At 47.5% G+C, this 16,180-nt stretch carries 12 protein-coding genes; 7 read left to right on the top strand and 5 right to left on the bottom strand.

The genetic code is table 11. The features are described 5' to 3' along the window. Window positions 1–73: 73 nt before the first annotated feature. Window positions 74–355 carry a hypothetical protein gene (locus DXT99_RS06505; protein ID WP_115564731.1) on the bottom strand — a complete coding sequence of 94 codons (282 nt, stop codon included), beginning with the start codon at window positions 353–355 and terminating at the stop codon, window positions 74–76. Between the two features lie 364 nt (window positions 356–719). Here DXT99_RS06505 and DXT99_RS06500 point away from each other — a divergent pair, with 364 nt between their 5' ends. Further along, window positions 720–1,145 carry a helix-turn-helix domain-containing protein gene (locus tag DXT99_RS06500; protein WP_115564730.1) on the top strand — a complete coding sequence of 142 codons (426 nt, stop codon included), beginning with the start codon at window positions 720–722 and terminating at the stop codon, window positions 1,143–1,145. A gap of 221 nt (window positions 1,146–1,366) precedes the next feature. Here the strand turns inward: DXT99_RS06500 and DXT99_RS06495 are convergent, their stop codons facing one another. Both DXT99_RS06495 and DXT99_RS06490 read right to left on the bottom strand, forming a co-directional pair. Beyond that, window positions 1,367–1,852 (bottom strand): META domain-containing protein, encoded by a 486-nt coding sequence (locus DXT99_RS06495; protein ID WP_115564729.1) that lies wholly within the window; start codon window positions 1,850–1,852, stop codon window positions 1,367–1,369. 155 nt (window positions 1,853–2,007) lie between these two features. Then, window positions 2,008–2,901: a hypothetical protein gene (locus DXT99_RS06490; protein WP_246000489.1), complete on the bottom strand. Its 894-nt coding sequence runs from the start codon at window positions 2,899–2,901 to the stop codon at window positions 2,008–2,010. A gap of 470 nt (window positions 2,902–3,371) precedes the next feature. Between DXT99_RS06490 and DXT99_RS06485 the strand changes: the two genes are divergently transcribed. Further along, window positions 3,372–4,991 carry a catalase gene (locus DXT99_RS06485; protein ID WP_115564764.1) on the top strand — a complete coding sequence of 540 codons (1,620 nt, stop codon included), beginning with the start codon at window positions 3,372–3,374 and terminating at the stop codon, window positions 4,989–4,991. A 735-nt stretch (window positions 4,992–5,726) separates the two neighbouring features. Here DXT99_RS06485 and DXT99_RS06475 read toward each other — a convergent pair. Then, window positions 5,727–7,067, bottom strand: a complete 1,341-nt coding sequence (locus DXT99_RS06475; protein WP_115564763.1) for an amidohydrolase family protein — start codon at window positions 7,065–7,067, stop codon at window positions 5,727–5,729. An 88-nt stretch (window positions 7,068–7,155) separates the two neighbouring features. Next, on the bottom strand, window positions 7,156–10,176 hold the full coding sequence (locus tag DXT99_RS06470; RefSeq protein WP_115564727.1) for an amidohydrolase family protein: 3,021 nt from the start codon (window positions 10,174–10,176) through the stop codon (window positions 7,156–7,158). Window positions 10,177–10,581: 405 nt separating this feature from the next. Here DXT99_RS06470 and DXT99_RS06465 point away from each other — a divergent pair, with 405 nt between their 5' ends. The 5 genes from DXT99_RS06465 (at window position 10,582) to DXT99_RS06445 (ending at window position 16,008) form a co-directional block, all read left to right on the top strand. Then, on the top strand, window positions 10,582–11,748 hold the full coding sequence (locus DXT99_RS06465) for a BamA/TamA family outer membrane protein (RefSeq protein WP_246000487.1): 1,167 nt from the start codon (window positions 10,582–10,584) through the stop codon (window positions 11,746–11,748). Window positions 11,749–11,996: 248 nt separating this feature from the next. Next, a complete protein-coding gene (locus DXT99_RS06460) occupies window positions 11,997–13,502 on the top strand; it encodes a catalase (RefSeq protein WP_115564726.1) in 1,506 nt (501 codons plus the stop codon). Window positions 13,503–13,701: 199 nt separating this feature from the next. Then, window positions 13,702–14,007, top strand: coding sequence for an ArsR/SmtB family transcription factor (locus DXT99_RS06455; protein ID WP_115564725.1), 306 nt, complete (start codon window positions 13,702–13,704; stop codon window positions 14,005–14,007). A 107-nt stretch (window positions 14,008–14,114) separates the two neighbouring features. Continuing rightward, window positions 14,115–14,516, top strand: a complete 402-nt coding sequence (locus DXT99_RS06450) for a rhodanese-like domain-containing protein (RefSeq protein WP_115564724.1) — start codon at window positions 14,115–14,117, stop codon at window positions 14,514–14,516. A 265-nt stretch (window positions 14,517–14,781) separates the two neighbouring features. Beyond that, window positions 14,782–16,008, top strand: coding sequence for an exonuclease SbcCD subunit D C-terminal domain-containing protein (locus DXT99_RS06445; RefSeq protein ID WP_115564723.1), 1,227 nt, complete (start codon window positions 14,782–14,784; stop codon window positions 16,006–16,008). The last annotated feature ends 172 nt before the right edge of the window (window positions 16,009–16,180 follow it).

Here is a 16,180-nt window from a genome sequence, read left to right as displayed (position 1 = left end):
CATTTCAAAAAAGCTGCCTGTATTAACCCGGCTACTTTCTGATGCGGCTATGTGAGCTGAACTGAAAAAGCACTCAGCATTTACTGATAACGAGGTTTGTGAGCGCCATCAGTATTAGAGGATGCTTCTGCCGCATTTTCTCTAACATAAACTCCATGATAAAATAATCGCTTATGTCACTGTCTATACCATCGCAGAGCAGTGAATATTTAAACCTGATCACACCAATGTAGCAGGCATCATCGTGATCGATTAAGTAATTGCAAATGCTGTAATACAATTCCTGAGACTCCTTCTCACCCAGTTCTATACTTAACACATCTTCTACAGCTTTTTTGGCACTGTTTTTTAACATGACCTTACTGAAATTTAAAATACCGTACTAGAAATACGTGTTTAACTGACATAGTATGCGTATTTCTACAAATAAATTGTGCTCCTCTGTTTTATAGCCTGTTTTTTCTTCCCGCCGCTATACCAGATGAAGCAAAGCAGGTGTAAAGCTTCGGTCAGCGATGTGGATAATATGTGTATAGTTAAAAGGCACAGGTTAGGCAGAAGATGTGCTTACACGCATAACTCTTTATATATCAACAACAACGGGTACAAACGCTTAAAACGACTATTCCACATCCGTGTAAAATTTGTCCACATTCACAAATCATACATACTGGTTACCTATATTTGTATACATATACACCCTTACACAACCAGGTAACATGCAGCAGACAGAGATAAAAACAAGTATACACCGAGGTGAAATAATTAAGGATGCCATCAAAGCAAGTGGTGTGGCAGTAGGTGTGGTAGCAGAAAAGCTCGGCATTAGCCGCAAAACGCTATACAACAAGTTTAAGGAGTCGAGCATTCCGTATAGCTTTGTCCTGAAGTTAGGCGAAGTAATACACCATGACTTCTCACTGGAGTTCCCGCATCTGAGTAAAACCGTAAAGAAAGAGGCACCTAAGCCACAGGCGCCTGTAAACAACAACCTGCTGTTGCAATTTGATGGAGCACCTCAGGAGCCTTACAAGCCTAATAGCATGAAAGAGTGTGAACAGGAGCTTGTAACACTGCAGCGCAAATACATCAGTTTGCTGGAGAACTTTAATGAACTCCTGCTGAAAACATCGCAGAGCAAGTAATTTACACAGTTGTGGGTTTGATGATGTAGCTGCACTCGCGATCCTGCATCTGAGGTAGTGAAAGCTGAGTAGCAGCTCTGGAGGGAATGTAAACATACTGGTGCTGAACAGAGCAGTACCCCCTCTCCCACTATCGCAGAAATGAATTGCAGATGGGTACACAAATGCATTCGCAACAGACAGATTTAGTGGGATATTTTTCGCCTACTGCAAAGGGTGCATCAATCATTGTCGTTGTTAATGTTCCTGTCCAGATCACTTTCCATCACCTCGACATTACCCGTCATAAAAGTAGCCACAGCTTTGTCACCGTCATACAGGGTTAACACGTCACCTGAAATACGGTACGTATTCACACGGCTTAGCACCTCCAGCATTTGATTCTCCAGTTGCATGTCTGCGCAGGTCATTCGTGTGGTGCTTAATTCTGATAGCTGCAGACGCTCATCTGTTAATGTATAACTGCCTGTTATTCTGTTACAGCCTGTGTAACCGATTACATCATCGTCATTTTCCTCAAACCTGATATAGGCTGTGCGTGTATCTTTTGGTGCCTGCACATTCTGTCCCTCCAGGGACACAAGTATCCAGTAAGCATCCTGTACAGTTTCTGTCTGAGTAGTAAGGGTATTGTTCTGAAGGGTGCAGGAGCTACTTAAGAAAAGCAGCAGCAGTGCCACCGGAAGTATAGCGGTTAGTGTTTTCATCTTCGTGTAAATTTCATAAAAATTATTTCTTGCCTGGGCTCTAACCTGATGCCTGTGTATTTTACGCAAGACTTACTCAAGGCTCCAGGTATGTATAACACAACAAAAGCCCACAGTATAGCGTGGGCTTTTGTTGTGTTAAAAAATCAGATTACTTATCCGCGTACCTGGCCATGTGGACTATAATCACTAGCCGATGAACTGGCTCTATAATCAGGTCCTGACTTGCCGTAGCGATTGTGGCGGCTGCTCACGCGTTCCCCATCACTGTCAGACTGCTGATTGTCGCTGCGGTAAGCGCGGTTAGAAGCGTAAAGGCCTGTAGCGTAGTTTTCATCACGGTCGCTGCCGGTGCTCTGGATACGTCCGCTATAACGGAAGTCATCGTTATCCAGGTAGCGGTCGTTGTCGCGGCTATAGCCCGTGTCTCTGCTGCGGCCCCCACCCCGGTAATTGTTGTCTTCGCGGTCATATTTAAAGTCAGAACGGTCATAGTAGCTATCATCTGTGCCTATGTTATAACCGCTGTTTCGGTCCCGGTTATACGTTCTGCCTTCATCGCGGCCAAATTCGCCGAAGCGCCTGCCCTGGCCGCTATACTGGTAACTGTTATCCCCACGGGAATATCCGCCCTCTCTTCCCTGGTCTCTGCCTCTGTCGTCCTGGTTATTTCTGGTATTGTTAGTGTATCTATCGTTATTATCACGCCAGCCTGTGCCTCTGGTACGCTCATAGCCACCGTTCCTGTCGTTGCCCATGTATGGGTTTGGGTCGCCGTAGCGGTATTGGTCCTGGTCGTTATCCTGGGTTCCGCGCCAACTGCTGGCACCGTAGCCTCCTACCGGGCCGGCACCGTAAGTATTGCTGCCTGTGCTGCGCACATTCCGGTACTCTGCGTTTTCATCGCGCATGCCATAGTAGTTGCCACCGCTACCGCTGCTGTAGCGGTCTCTGTAGTTTTCAAACTGCTCGTCGTTATCGTTCCGGTAACTATTTCGATTGCTGTTGTTGCGATAATCACGGTTGTAATTCTGGTTGTCTCTTTCCATAGGTATAGTATGTTTTAAATTTTAATTCTACTTTACCTATATAAACGAACCTAAGCCGCCAACGTTTATATATACCTCTAAAATGCAGCTGCAAATAGATGTAAAAGGTGTACTTCCTGCAGTTTTTCTACCTAATGATAATCGGTAGAAACCAATCTCTTTCCTTCTGAACGTATAACAGCCTTTGCAGGCAAAGCGAATAATCAAAGCTACAGCAAGCGGAACTGCAACTCAGTTAAGTAAATCTCCTCCACCTGCCTTTGCACAATGCAAATCATCCTCTCGTATATAATCAAATACAATCAAAACCCATTATAAACACCATAGATGATACATAGAGAAAATCTATAACCAAATCAGGTTCAGATAGAGTATAAACATAATGGGAATACGTCTCTCATTAAACCAGGTAAACTATAGTTATGAAAGAAAAAAGCGAAAACGGCAAGCAAAACCAAAACGGCGGGAAAATGAACTCAGGTAATGGCCAGCAAGGCAACCAACTTACCACCCGCCAGGGCCACCCGGTTACTGACAACCAGAATATTCGAACTGTCGGCAACCGTGGGCCTGCTACCATGGAGAACTATCATTTTATAGAAAAAATCTCGCATTTCGATAGGGAGCGTATTCCGGAACGTGTGGTACACGCCAGAGGAGCCGGTGCACATGGCGTTTTTACGGCCTATGGCAAAATGGGCGATCAGCAAATCTCTAAATACACACGTGCCAAGTTGTTTCAGAAAGAAGGAAAAGAGACGCCTGTGTTTGTGCGCTTCTCCACTGTCGGCCATCCGTCCGGTTCACCTGAAACTCTTCGTGACCCACGCGGCTTTGCAGTTAAGTTCTACACCGAAGACGGTAACTGGGACCTCGTTGGTAACAACCTAAAGATTTTCTTTATCCGGGACGCCATGAAATTCCCGGACCTGATTCACTCCCAGAAGCCTGACCCTATCACCAACATACAAAGTGCCCATCGCATTTTCGACTTTTTCTCCGGTACTCCGGAAGCAACGCATATGGTTACGTTCCTATACTCGCCATGGGGTATTCCGGCTAATTACCGCCAGATGCAAGGCTCCGGAGTGAATACCTATAAATGGGTAAACGCTGACGGTGAGGCTGTGCTGGTGAAGTACCACTGGGAGCCGCTGCAGGGTATCCGAAACCTCACTCAAAAGGAGGCACAAGAAGTGCAGAGCAAAAACTTTAACCACGCCACTCAAGATTTGTATGAGGCCATTGAGGAGGGTAACTATCCTGAATGGGAACTGTTGGTGCAAATCATGAGCGATGATGATCATCCGGAACTGGATTTCGATCCACTGGATGATACCAAGCTTTGGCCAAGAGAGCAGTTTCCTTGGCATCCTGTTGGTAAAATGACGCTGAACAGGAACCCGGAAGATTATTTCAACGAGGTAGAGCAGTCAGCTTTTGGTACTGGAGTACTCGTAGACGGACTGGATTTCTCGGATGATAAAATGCTGCAGGGCCGCACGTTCTCCTATTCTGATACACAGCGTTACCGGGTTGGTGCAAACTATTTGCAACTTCCTATCAATGCACCAAGAAACAAAGTTGCCACAAATCAGCGCGGCGGACAAATGGCCTATAAAACAGATTTCGCCGAGGGCCAGAACAAGCACGTGAACTATGAGCCATCTGTTTTAGGTGGTTTGCAGGAAGCACCAAAACCTGGAAAGGACTATATGCCACGCTATGAAGCCAGCCTCATGCGACAAGTTATCGACCGAAAAAACCAGTTTAAGCAGGCAGGCGACACCTATCGCAACTTCGAAGACTGGGAGCGCGATGAGCTGATCATGAACCTATCCAATGACCTGGCGGCCTGTGATAAGCGCATTCAGGACAAGATGGTGGAGTACTTCACGCAAGCTGATGAGGATTACGGCCGCAGAGTGGCTGAAGGCATCAAGATGATGAGCGAGAAGATGATGAAAATGAAAGAAGAAATGAAGAAGAAGAGGCAAGCTGAGGGTACTGACGGACCAATGGGTAATACTACTGGTGAAGAAGGTGTTGAACAGGCACAGGACGACTCTCATTCTGCTAAACCATATTAATCCACTTAAATTTCACTAAAGAAAGGCCGCAAAAATTTGCGGCCTTTCTTTTTGCCTATAGGTAATCGAACGGGTTAATGATGTTTTAACCCTGATTGTCGATTATTTCTGGCAGTTCATCTATTTCTTTAGGCGGAGACGGAATGGTTTCTTAGCTTTATCCTATTGAAGTTGCCGTTCCAAGCTAATGAAGAAACTTACTGCTGCCCGAGCCTGATGGCCCTCCTCTTGTTCACATCGGATGCAGAGGCCAAGCTCACAGCAAATAAATTGATTGGTTAGAGAGAAAAATTGTCACTCTGCAATATACAAACGAAGCACTGGTTAAACCTGTTGAAGACCAGTAACGCCTGTGCACCGGTTGTTCTGGCTGATATAGTATAAAACAGATTGCCTGTGTTATACAGGAAAAAGTGAAAGCGCAGCATTAACCGGTTATTCCGGAGGAGGTTAGTCTCCTGCCAATTGGCTGCCTGGCATGTAAAGTATTTGATTGTTTGTTTATATCTTATTGAGGACCCTGCGCCAGAAGCGCAGGGCTTTCTTTTTCCTGCCAGGCACATAATACAAGTAGGCTTTGATAAGTCTAAGTTGAACTCAGCTATAAGACTTATACCACTATCAAACTGCTTTTGATTTTCAGCACAGCCAAAGGCAAGTGCGAACACCTGCTAAAACAAAACGAGCTGCCGGAAATCCGGCAGCTCGTTCTAAAGTTATCAGTCTAAAACAGTTTTAGTTCTTCATGGAAGTAGGTGTAGTAGGCGCAGCTTTTTGCTGTGCTTTATACTTGTTATCAAACTTCTCGTACAGGTACTTCTGCTTGTTGTTGAGGTCTACGTTGCGGCCCTGGATGTAGGCGTATGTTACGTTGCTGGTGCGCATATCCAGCAGGTCGCCGGCAGATACCACAATAGTTGCATCTTTGCCTACCTCCACAGAACCCACCTGCTTGTCTACACCAAGAATTTTAGCAGCGTTCAGGGTAACAGCAGCCAATGCCTGCTCTTTATCCAGACCATAAGCTGCGGCAGTACCGGCAATAAAGGGCAGGTTACGGATACCGTGGATACTGGTATTATAATCCAGCGCGAAAGGAATACCCGCTTTGTGCAACAGGTAAGGCGTTTTATAAGGCATATCCACATCTTCCCCGGCACGGGTTGGCAGGGCGTGTACACCAGAGTAAATTATTGATATGTTATTCGCCTTCAGGAAATCAGCCACGGCTATTGCATCTCCTCCACCAACAATTACAATATCTTTCACGCCATGCTGTTTTGCAAAGTTTATGGATTCGATGATTTCCTTGCCATAGTCTGCATGAATGTACAGTTTCTTAGAACCGTCGAACAGACCAGCCATAGACGCTAATTTCAGGTTCTCATTGTCGTGCTTACCGCTTTTATATACTGCTGCATCGCGCATCAGCTTCGTCAGCTCTGTCAGGGTCTCCTCCCGGCTTTCCGCCATACGCTTCAGCCTCTCTTCATCTGTGCTGTTACCCATCTGGATGAGCATATTTGGCCAGTTCAGGTGAATACCCTCATCGGCTTTCATCACGGCATCTTCCCAGTTCCAGGCATCCAAATGCACAATACTGGAAGAACCGGAGATGGTGCCACCTACCGGCGTCAGCTGCGTCATCAACACGCCGTTCGTCCGCACCGTCGGTATAATGTCAGAATCTGTGTTGTAGGCGATGATAGAGCGCACGTTCGGGTTAAAGTCCCCTACTTCGCGCCAGTCGATGGTGGCACGCACACTCTCTACTTCGTTCAAACCCAGTGTGGAGTTAGGGTGAATCAGGCCCGGGTAAATGTGCTGCCCTGTTACGTCCACCACTTCGTAGCTGCCCAGGTTAGCCGTATTCTGCGGCCCGGCATACGTAATCTTCCCGTTGTCGAAACCTACGGCTGCGTTTTCTATTATCTGGCCGTTGCCCACGTGCAGTGTAGCGCCCTTCAGCAAGATCGGTTTACTCTGCTTCGGAGCTGGCGCAGGCACCTGTGCCAGGGCTGGTATACTCAGTAAGGCCGTCAGTGCTGCGGTAATATATGTTTTTTTGAATCTCATGATGTCCATTTCTAAAATATTGTTGATTGATGATTGCTGGTTGTTATTAATGTCCGAGATAAACAATTAACAACTAGCAATAAACAATTTAATGCGCCAGGTAAGCCTCTTCCTCACTGAATTCCACATCTTCGCAGTGCACCACACGTGCTTTTCTGGTGACAGGAGCCTGTGTTTTGGCACCACCTGATTTCTCGTTCAGCATTTTCTGCACCAGGCGCATACGCTCTTTTTCCAGGTCTACCCGCATCTGCTCATCGCGCTCCAGGTCGTAATAAGCGACACCGTCCACAAACGTCTTCAGCGGCTTGGCATAGATAGAAAGCGGATGGTCGTTCCAAAGCACTACGTCAGCGTCTTTGCCTTCTTTCAGGCTACCCATTCTGTCGTCGAGGTGCATCAGTTTCGCTGGGTTCAGCGTCACCATTTTAAGGGCATCTTCTTCGCTTACACCGGCATACTTCACGCTTTTGGCTGCTTCCTGGTTTAGGCGGCGGGCCATTTCTGCATCATCGGAGTTGATAGCCGTCAGTACACCTACATTGTTCATGATACCGGCATTGTAAGGGATGGCGTCTTTTACCTCCATTTTGTAAGCCCACCAATCAGAGAAAGTACCGGCACCTGCACCGTGCTCCTGCATCTTGTCCGCTACTTTATAGCCTTCCAGAATATGCGTGAACGTGTTTACCCGGAAGCCCATCTGATCGGCTACCTTTATCATCATGTTAATCTCTGACTGCACATAAGAATGGCAGGTGATAAAACGCTCATCGTTCAGGATTTCTACCAGCGCATCCAGCTCCAGGTCACGGCGTGGTGCTGCTGTTTTCCCTTTCTCACGCTTGCTCAGTTTGTTGTAGTTCTTCCAGGCCTGCTCATATTCTTTGGCACGTGTAAAGGCATCCACATATACCTGCTCCACACCCATCCGGGATTGCGGGAAACGGATACTGTGCAGGTTGCTACGGTTGGAGTGCTTCACGTTTTCACCCAAAGCAAACTTGATAAACCTGGCGTCCTTGATTAGCATTTCATCAGCGCTCTTGCCCCAACGCAGCTTCACCACAGCCGACTGCCCACCAATTGGGTTAGCAGAACCGTGCAGCAACTGCGAAGTGGTTACACCACCCGCCAGCTGGCGGTAAATGTTGATATCCTCCGGGTCTACCACGTCGGCCATACGTACTTCAGCTGTAACAGACTGCGTACCCTCATTCACACCATCCAGCGCAATATGTGAGTGCTCGTCAATGATGCCTGGTGTTACGTGCTTGCCTGTTCCGTCAATCACGCGGGCACCAGACTCGCTCAGGTTCTTCCCTACTTTCGCGATTTTACCGTTCTTCAGAAGCACATCCGCATGCTGCATAATGCCTTCTTTTTCATTTGTCCAGACAGTGGCGTTTTTGATGAGTACCGTTTCCTGCTTTGGTAATTCAGCGGCACCAAAAGCCTGGAACGGGTAAATCATGTTGCCCAACTCAACTGGTTCTGCTGTTTTGGTGCTGTCGCTTTTCGCTTTCTGGCTCATGGCTTCAGAGAAAACAGCAGTCCACTTCACGGAAGTAGCATCGGGTAACTGGCCCTCGCCCTGCAGGTTCTCCTCATTTAACCAGCCACTCAAACGAATACTCTCTTTGCTCTTCTTGTCTTTGTTGAAAGAGAGGGTCACCATTTTGCCATTGAAGGAGATGTTTCCTTTTACTGTGTCCTGCGCCACCACTTTCAGTTCTGGCTTTTCTGGTGTGCCCGCTATCAGAAGCTTGCGCTCCGGCTGATTCGCCATTTTCAGGGTGTATACGCCGCGGTAATCAGAAGGCACCTCGGATACTTTGTACTGGTTGCCCTGCACCCAGTTCTCCAGAATCACATTCTCCTTATCGAATAAATCAGCGCTAGTGATGATGAAGTTGGCCAGGTAACCTTTATTCAGGCTGCCCACTTTGTTCTCCGCCTGCAGCAATTTAGCTGGCGTGGCAGTTAACGCTTTCAGAGCCTCTTCTGCTGGCAGACCGTACTCAATGGCTTTACGCAGGTTGGGCAGGAAGTCTTTTTTATCCTTCAGATCAGAAGCAGTGAATGCGATGGTAATACCAGCTTTCTGCAGCATAGCCGGGTTAGCAGCCGCCATCTCCCAGTGCTTCAGATCTTCTAAAGACACGCGGCGCGCATCAAATGGGTCTTCCACGTTATAGGCATCCGGGAAATTCAGCGACAGGATAACCGGGGCGTTAGTCGCTTTTACCTGCGGCAGCATCTGGTATTCATCACCCGCTCCTTTGATGATATATTGCTTGCCAAACTCATCGCCTACCTTATCGGCACGCATCATGTTCAGCTTGTTGTCTACCTCAAAAATTTGTGGATACTTGTTTGCCGTTGTAAACGCATTGAGGGAAAGGTTCTGCTCTTTCTCCGGGTTCTGTGCATTCCATTGGGCATCCAGGTATGTCTGACGCAACAGGGCAACGGCACCCATAAGAGAATTTGGATAATCCTGCTTTGAAGAACCCCTGTCGAACGACAGCGTGCCAGCAGCTTTCTCCAATACAACCACCTCGTTTTCGCGCTTGTCGGCCAGTGTTACCAAAGCAGCCGTACCACGGGCAATGCCATCGCGGTGCACTGCCAGCACAGTACCGAAGCCAAGCTTACGAAGTTCTTCTGCCTGCTTTTCATTTACCTTGAACAGCTCCACCGCATTGGTTTCCGGGCGGATAGCCTGGTTCCAGTTGAAAGCCCCCTCCTTTTCTGTGTCAGGTTGTGGCGGTGAGCCATAGCCTCTGCGCTCGCTTTTTACCTCTGGCAAACCGTAGCTGGTGAACATGTCTACCAGGCCCGGGTAAATGTGCTTGCCTTTTGCATCTACCACTACAGCGCCTGCAGGCACTTTTACATTGGCCCCGACAGCCTCTACCTTACCGTTTCGGATAACGAGCGTGGCATTCGGAAGCGTCGTTTTATAATCAGTATGAATGGTGGCATTTGTGAACGCCACTAAGCCGGAGCGTTCATCATATACCCCGTTGCGCGGAAAAGTCTCCTGCGCCATTACGTTGCCTGCGCCAAGTGCCAGACAAACTGCAATGGTTAAGATTTTCTTCATCAATGGATTAAATAAAGTGAATAAGGTTAGTTTAGATTACCAAATGTAATCAGGACGCATCAAAGTTTATACATCATATTATATTTTATTGCGCTGCGCTTTACCTATGGTTTCTGACATTTGAAGCTGTTATTTTCAATAAAAAGGAAACAGCACAACATTTTACACCCTGATTATCACCGCAATATAAATACAATCATTCATTTGTTCAGTGTCCCAACTATAAAGGTTCCGTCTTCAGAATAAGCTGCTTACTGTTTCCCTTCTATTATGATTGCTCAAGAGGCCTGACTGATGTACAGCAATCTTAATTTACAGTATTAGTTTATATTTTTTCATGTAAAAAAGCAATATTTCTAATAGGCTTTAGCATACTCAGCAGCAGCTTTAACGTAAGTACATCAAATGAAACAAATTTACACGTTAACGCACATGCCAAGCATCAAATCAATCTTACTTATGGCTCTCTGCCATATCACACTTTTGGCTGCGCAACCCGCTGCTGCACAGGAGAAGCCACTTGCGATAGAGGAAATTGATGAAGACCGAACGAAAAGAGGCATTATACCGGCACCAGTTGCCTATTATACTCCCAACACCAAGTTTGCCTTTGGGGCTACTGTTATTGGGTATCTGAAATTAAGGAGCAAAACAGACACCAGCTTTACCAGGCTCTCTATTGCCAGGTTTTTCACGGACTTTACAACAAACAGGCAAACGCACCAGTGGCTTTTCTGGAATATATTTACCCGGGACGAAAAGTACTTTATACGCGGTGAGGTGCGCCACCGCGTTTACCGCGACCGCTTTTTCGGCATAGGCAACGAGACTCCCGATGAGGCCGAAGAAATTTTCAGGTACAAGTATATAAGTGCCAGGGTCGCTCCTTTGAAGAACATTGGAAATCGTGTTTTCATAGGCCCTGAGGTGCAGGCAACAAACTACTATGAAACAGAACTGAATCCTGCTGATGGAGAATTACAAAGCCAGTTGCTGACAGGGCAAATTCCGGGATACCGGGGGGGAGTGAACATTGGCCTGGGCATCGCGGTGATAAACGACAACAGGAACAACACGGCTTTTCCGAGCAGCGGCTACTATCTGGAGGCCTCTGCGCACCGTTTCAGCGAGTCGTTTGGAGGTGACTTTAGCTATAACAACTACAACTTTATAGCAAGCAAATACTGGGGCCTGAAGCCTGATAATGTATTCGCCGTCAATGCGGTTGTGAACCTGAACAATGGGGATGTTCCGGTGCAAAGACTGGCTACTGCAGGTGGCGAGCAGATTTTGCGCAGCTATACCCGCAACCGTTTTCTAGCCAACAACTTTGCAGGCGTGCAGGCAGAATACCGCTTTCCGCTTTTCTGGCGCCTGGGTATGGTGGCCTTTGCAGGAGCAGGAGATGTGTTCAATGAGTTTTCAGAAACAAGCTTCTCCACACTTAAATATTCCGTAGGTACTGGGTTCAGGCTAAGAGTACTCCCGGATGAAAAGCTACACTCCCGGCTGGACATAGGCTTTGGGCAGGAAGGTTTTGCGATAAACGTGGGTATAGGTGAGGCATTTTAATACCTATGAGTCGTTAACTGCCTTGGATTTGAATTTTAGCTCCTCTTTGAGCTTTGCCTGAAATAAGGCTAAGGAAGAGTTCCTGAAAAATATTTTATATAGCGCTTTTACCATAAAAGCCTGACAGGAGAAACAGGAGGCACATCATCATCTAAAACTATAACTATATAAAATTAATCAATTTGCCTTATAATCATCACGCTGGTAGCTTTGAACTATAAATCAAACACCTCAAAGCCTTTTTAACCATGAGTGATAAAGAAAGAAACCTCCGACTAACGACTGCATCCGGTAAACCTTACTACGAGCATGAAGACAGCCAAACAGCTGGCCCGCGTGGACCCATCCTGCTTCAGGACTTTATCCTGCACGAAAAACTAGCACACTTTAACCGTGAGCGCATCCCAGAGCGTGTTGTACATGCTAAAGGCTCCGGTGCCTATGGTGCCTTCACCGTTACCCACGACATCACTAAATACACCCGCGCCAAAGTTTTCAGCGAAATCGGGAAAGAGACACGTGTGTTCCTGCGCTTCTCTACCGTGGGCGGTGAGAAAGGCAGCGCCGACTCTGAACGTGACCCGCGTGGCTTTGCCCTCAAATTTTACACAGAAGACGGCAACTGGGACTTGGTAGGCAACAACACGCCTGTTTTCTTTATCAAGGACCCGAAAAAATTCCCTGACTTTATACATACCCAGAAGCGCGACCCTTACACAAACACCAAGAGTGCAACCATGGTATGGGATTTCTGGAGCCTGAACCCCGAAAGCCTGCACCAGGTAGTTATCCTGATGAGCGACCGCGGCACGCCTGTCTCCTACCGCCACATGCACGGTTTCGGGAGCCACACCTTTGCCTTTATTAACAATGAGAATGAGCGCCACTACGTGAAGTTCCATTTCAAAACGCTGCAGGGCATAAAGAACTTCACCGACGAGGAAGCGACCAGAATGAAAGGCATCGATCCGGATCAGGCACAGCGTGACCTGGTGGAGGCCATCGACAAAGGTGACTTCCCGCGCTGGGCTGTAAAAGTGCAGATCATGACAGAGGAAGAGGCTGCCAATTATAAGTGGAACCCATTTGATGTTACCAAAGTATGGTCTCAGAAAGATTTCCCGCTGATTGACGTGGGCGTACTGGAACTGAACGAAAATCCGGATAACTACTTTGCGCACGTAGAACAATCAGCCTTTGCTCCTACCCACGTAGTGGATGGTATCACTTTCTCGCCAGACAGGATGTTGCAGGGCCGCATATTGGGTTACCCGGATGCACAGCGTTACCGCATAGGTGCCAATTACGAGCAGATTCCGGTAAACAGATGCCCGTTTGCCGTGAACAATTACCAGCGCGATGGCGCCATGCGTGTTGACGGCAACGGCGGCAGCAAGCCAAATTACTTCCCGAACAGCTTCGACACCATCTACACTGATGAGACTTATAAAGAGCCAGCTGAGAACCTCGGTCAGAATGTAGTGGCTGACTGGTACGACCGCAACGGCGTAGGCGAAAATGACCATTATACGCAGCCTGGAGACTTGTACCGGTTAATGTCTGTTGAGGAGAAGCAGAACACTATCAACAACATTGTTGGCGCCATGAAAGGCATCAGTGGTCCAAAAAAAGATGAAATAATAAACCGCCAGCTATGCCACTTCTTCCGTGCCGACATCGGTTTGGGAATGGGAGTAGCGCAAGGTTTGGGTGTCGACATTGTGCAGCACGCAGGATTCCTGCAGCCTAATTAAGAGATTAAAAATACTTTACCTGCGATTTTCTAAAAGCAGTACTGGTTTTGCCAGTGCTGCTTTTCTTTTTATAACGTTGTTTTTCAGGAGAAACAAGTCACTAATACAGGAAAAAAGGAACTTCCGTTGTATTGAAGGTGTATGTTTAGTGATATATGAATACATGGCCATATATTTTGCCATACAATTGCAACAATGCATGGATAACTTACAAGTCAGGATAGATAAGAAAAAACTGGAAAAGGCCGCTTACGTTCTCAAGTGCCTGGCGCACCCTATGCGCATCAGCATCATTGATCTGCTGGAGCAGCGCAACCGGCTCACCGTTACCCAACTGCAGGAAGTCCTGAAAATAGAGCAGTCTCTCCTCTCCCACCACCTCATCAATATGCGAGACAAAGGCATCGTCAGCACGCACCGGGAAGGCAAGTATATCTACTATTCTCTCACCGATACAACGCTAACAGAAATTATAAACCTTATTAACAGAGGCAAAGCATTTTAAGGCACGTCACTTTATGCTATTGAAATAAGAAGCTATACTTGCACAATTTTGCTCCGTATTTTTTAAATTTGATACAAATTAAGTTCGAAGCATTAAAACATATACCCATGAAAGCCATACTGTTAGTCCTTATCATCCTGACCTCTTTCAGTTGTGCTGGTCCACAGCACAGTACGCCGGTGGAGGTTCAGAACCTGAGCGCACAGGAGTATAAAAGGCAGCGCATGAGTGGCAAAACCATGGTGGTGGATGTACGCACGCCGGAGGAATTTGCCGACGGCCACCTGACCGGCGCCATCAACTCAGACTACAGAGGCGGGGATTTTGCCGAAGAGATAAAAACCTGGAAGAAGAACAAAGTGTATTACCTGTACTGTGCCTCCGGAAACCGCAGCGGCAAAGCCGCCGAGCTAATGAAGGAAGCAGGATTTCAGAATATCTATAACATCGGCGGCTTTCAAACTTTAAGAGAAGCAGGTTTACCTACCGAACAAGGTGTGGATGAGTAAGCTGATATATGCAAGAGACAAGGGCAGGAGTATACATTTACTCCTGCCCTTGTTGTTTTAAGCTACTCTTATCTACTGCTCTTCCGGACATCTGCGTCTCCGTACAACAACGTCTTGCTAAAAACCTCAACAGCAAGCAAAAAGCCCTATAGGCTACAAATCCTCCTAATTGTTAATAACCTGTTGATAAAAGCTCTTCCCTCAACTTGTATTATGCCTGTCTCCTACTGTATCTTAGAGCTGAATAGGAGACAAGAAAAGGGATATGCGCGTACTACACACTTCAGACTGGCACCTGGGCCAGCGCCTCGTAAACCTCGAACGGACAGAAGAACACCAGCATTTCCTGAACTGGCTGCTGCAAACCATTGAGCAGGAGCAGGTAGAGGCGCTGATTATGGCGGGCGATGTATTCGATAATGGTGCCCCCTCTAATACCGCCCTGAAACTGTACTATGACTTTCTGCGGAAGGTATGCGCCACCTGCTGCCGCCACATTATTATCACAGGCGGTAACCACGATTCTGTTTCTACCCTCAACGCGCCACGGGAGCTGCTGGAGTGCTTCAATATTTACGTGATTGGTGGTGCCACACCTGACCCGCTGGATGAGTTAATCGAATTGCGAAACACGCAGGGCGTGTTGGAACTGGTGGTGTGTGCCGTGCCTTTCCTCCGCGACCGCGATATCAGGCTATCTGTGGCCGGAGAAAGCTATGAAGAGCGGGAAACACGCATCAAAGAAGGTATAGCAGCGCATTACGAGGCTTTTGTGCCGCACCTGCAGCAGTACAAAGAGCAGGACATACCTGTGGTAGCAACAGGTCATTTGTTTGCCGCCGGCAGCACCGCCTCCGACAGTGAGAAGGAGATACATGTGGGTAACCTCGGGCAGATTGGCGCAGACCAGTTTCCAAAGGAGTTTGACTATGTGGCCCTCGGCCACCTGCACCGTCCGCAGCAGGTAAACAAGCGCCACCATATCCGCTACTCCGGCTCTCCCATCCCCCTTTCCTTCAGTGAGGTAACCGACAAAAAGGTAAATTATGTGCTGGATTTTAAAGATGGGAAACTAGCTGACCTAAAGGAGTTAGAGATTCCCTGCTGTCGCAAATTAGTGCGCTTCAAAGGTTCTCTGGAGAAAGTAAAACAGCAGCTGGCAGTGTATGATAACAGCGACTATACTTTAACCGCCTGGGCCGAAATACAGGTAGAACTCGACACGCCCCTCCCCGACCTGAATCAGCAACTGGAGGAGGTGCTGTCACTGAAGCCTGAGATACAACTGCTTATTCACCGCCCGCCCCTCATCAAGGCCACAGTGCAAACACTGGAACAGCAGGTGCACGAAGAAGTAGACCTGCACACCCTCCGCGAAAAAGACGTGTTCCTCAAACGCTGCGAAAGCGCCTATCCTGATAGTGACCATGCTGAACTAGTGGCTACTTTCTCTGAACTGCTGGAGTTAATGGGACAGGCTGAAGAAAGTTAAAAAGTTAGAGGGTTAAAGAGTTAGAAAGTTGAATTTAGAATAACCTCGCAGCGTGCGCAGCTCCTGCGAGTGTCTGGATTTCTTTCGCAGCAAACGCTCGCAGGAGCTGCGCACGCTGCGAGGTTTACCGGACACCAGCAAGTGACATTTTGCTTATCACTTGCTTTATACC

This window comes from Pontibacter diazotrophicus, from assembly GCF_003367245.1.
Taxonomy (GTDB): domain Bacteria; phylum Bacteroidota; class Bacteroidia; order Cytophagales; family Hymenobacteraceae; genus Pontibacter; species Pontibacter diazotrophicus.
This window is presented reverse-complemented; position numbering and strand designations above follow the sequence as displayed.

Coding starts and splice junctions, on each gene's coding strand:
- DXT99_RS06505 (WP_115564731.1), bottom strand. CDS start 355: ATGTTAAAAAACAGTGCCAAAAAAGCTGTAGAAGATGTGTTAAGTATA.
- DXT99_RS06500 (WP_115564730.1), top strand. CDS start 720: ATGCAGCAGACAGAGATAAAAACAAGTATACACCGAGGTGAAATAATT.
- DXT99_RS06495 (WP_115564729.1), bottom strand. CDS start 1,852: ATGAAAACACTAACCGCTATACTTCCGGTGGCACTGCTGCTGCTTTTC.
- DXT99_RS06490 (WP_246000489.1), bottom strand. CDS start 2,901: ATGGAAAGAGACAACCAGAATTACAACCGTGATTATCGCAACAACAGC.
- DXT99_RS06485 (WP_115564764.1), top strand. CDS start 3,372: ATGAACTCAGGTAATGGCCAGCAAGGCAACCAACTTACCACCCGCCAG.
- DXT99_RS06475 (WP_115564763.1), bottom strand. CDS start 7,067: ATGAGATTCAAAAAAACATATATTACCGCAGCACTGACGGCCTTACTG.
- DXT99_RS06470 (WP_115564727.1), bottom strand. CDS start 10,176: ATGAAGAAAATCTTAACCATTGCAGTTTGTCTGGCACTTGGCGCAGGC.
- DXT99_RS06465 (WP_246000487.1), top strand. CDS start 10,582: ATGAAACAAATTTACACGTTAACGCACATGCCAAGCATCAAATCAATC.
- DXT99_RS06460 (WP_115564726.1), top strand. CDS start 11,997: ATGAGTGATAAAGAAAGAAACCTCCGACTAACGACTGCATCCGGTAAA.
- DXT99_RS06455 (WP_115564725.1), top strand. CDS start 13,702: ATGGATAACTTACAAGTCAGGATAGATAAGAAAAAACTGGAAAAGGCC.
- DXT99_RS06450 (WP_115564724.1), top strand. CDS start 14,115: ATGAAAGCCATACTGTTAGTCCTTATCATCCTGACCTCTTTCAGTTGT.
- DXT99_RS06445 (WP_115564723.1), top strand. CDS start 14,782: ATGCGCGTACTACACACTTCAGACTGGCACCTGGGCCAGCGCCTCGTA.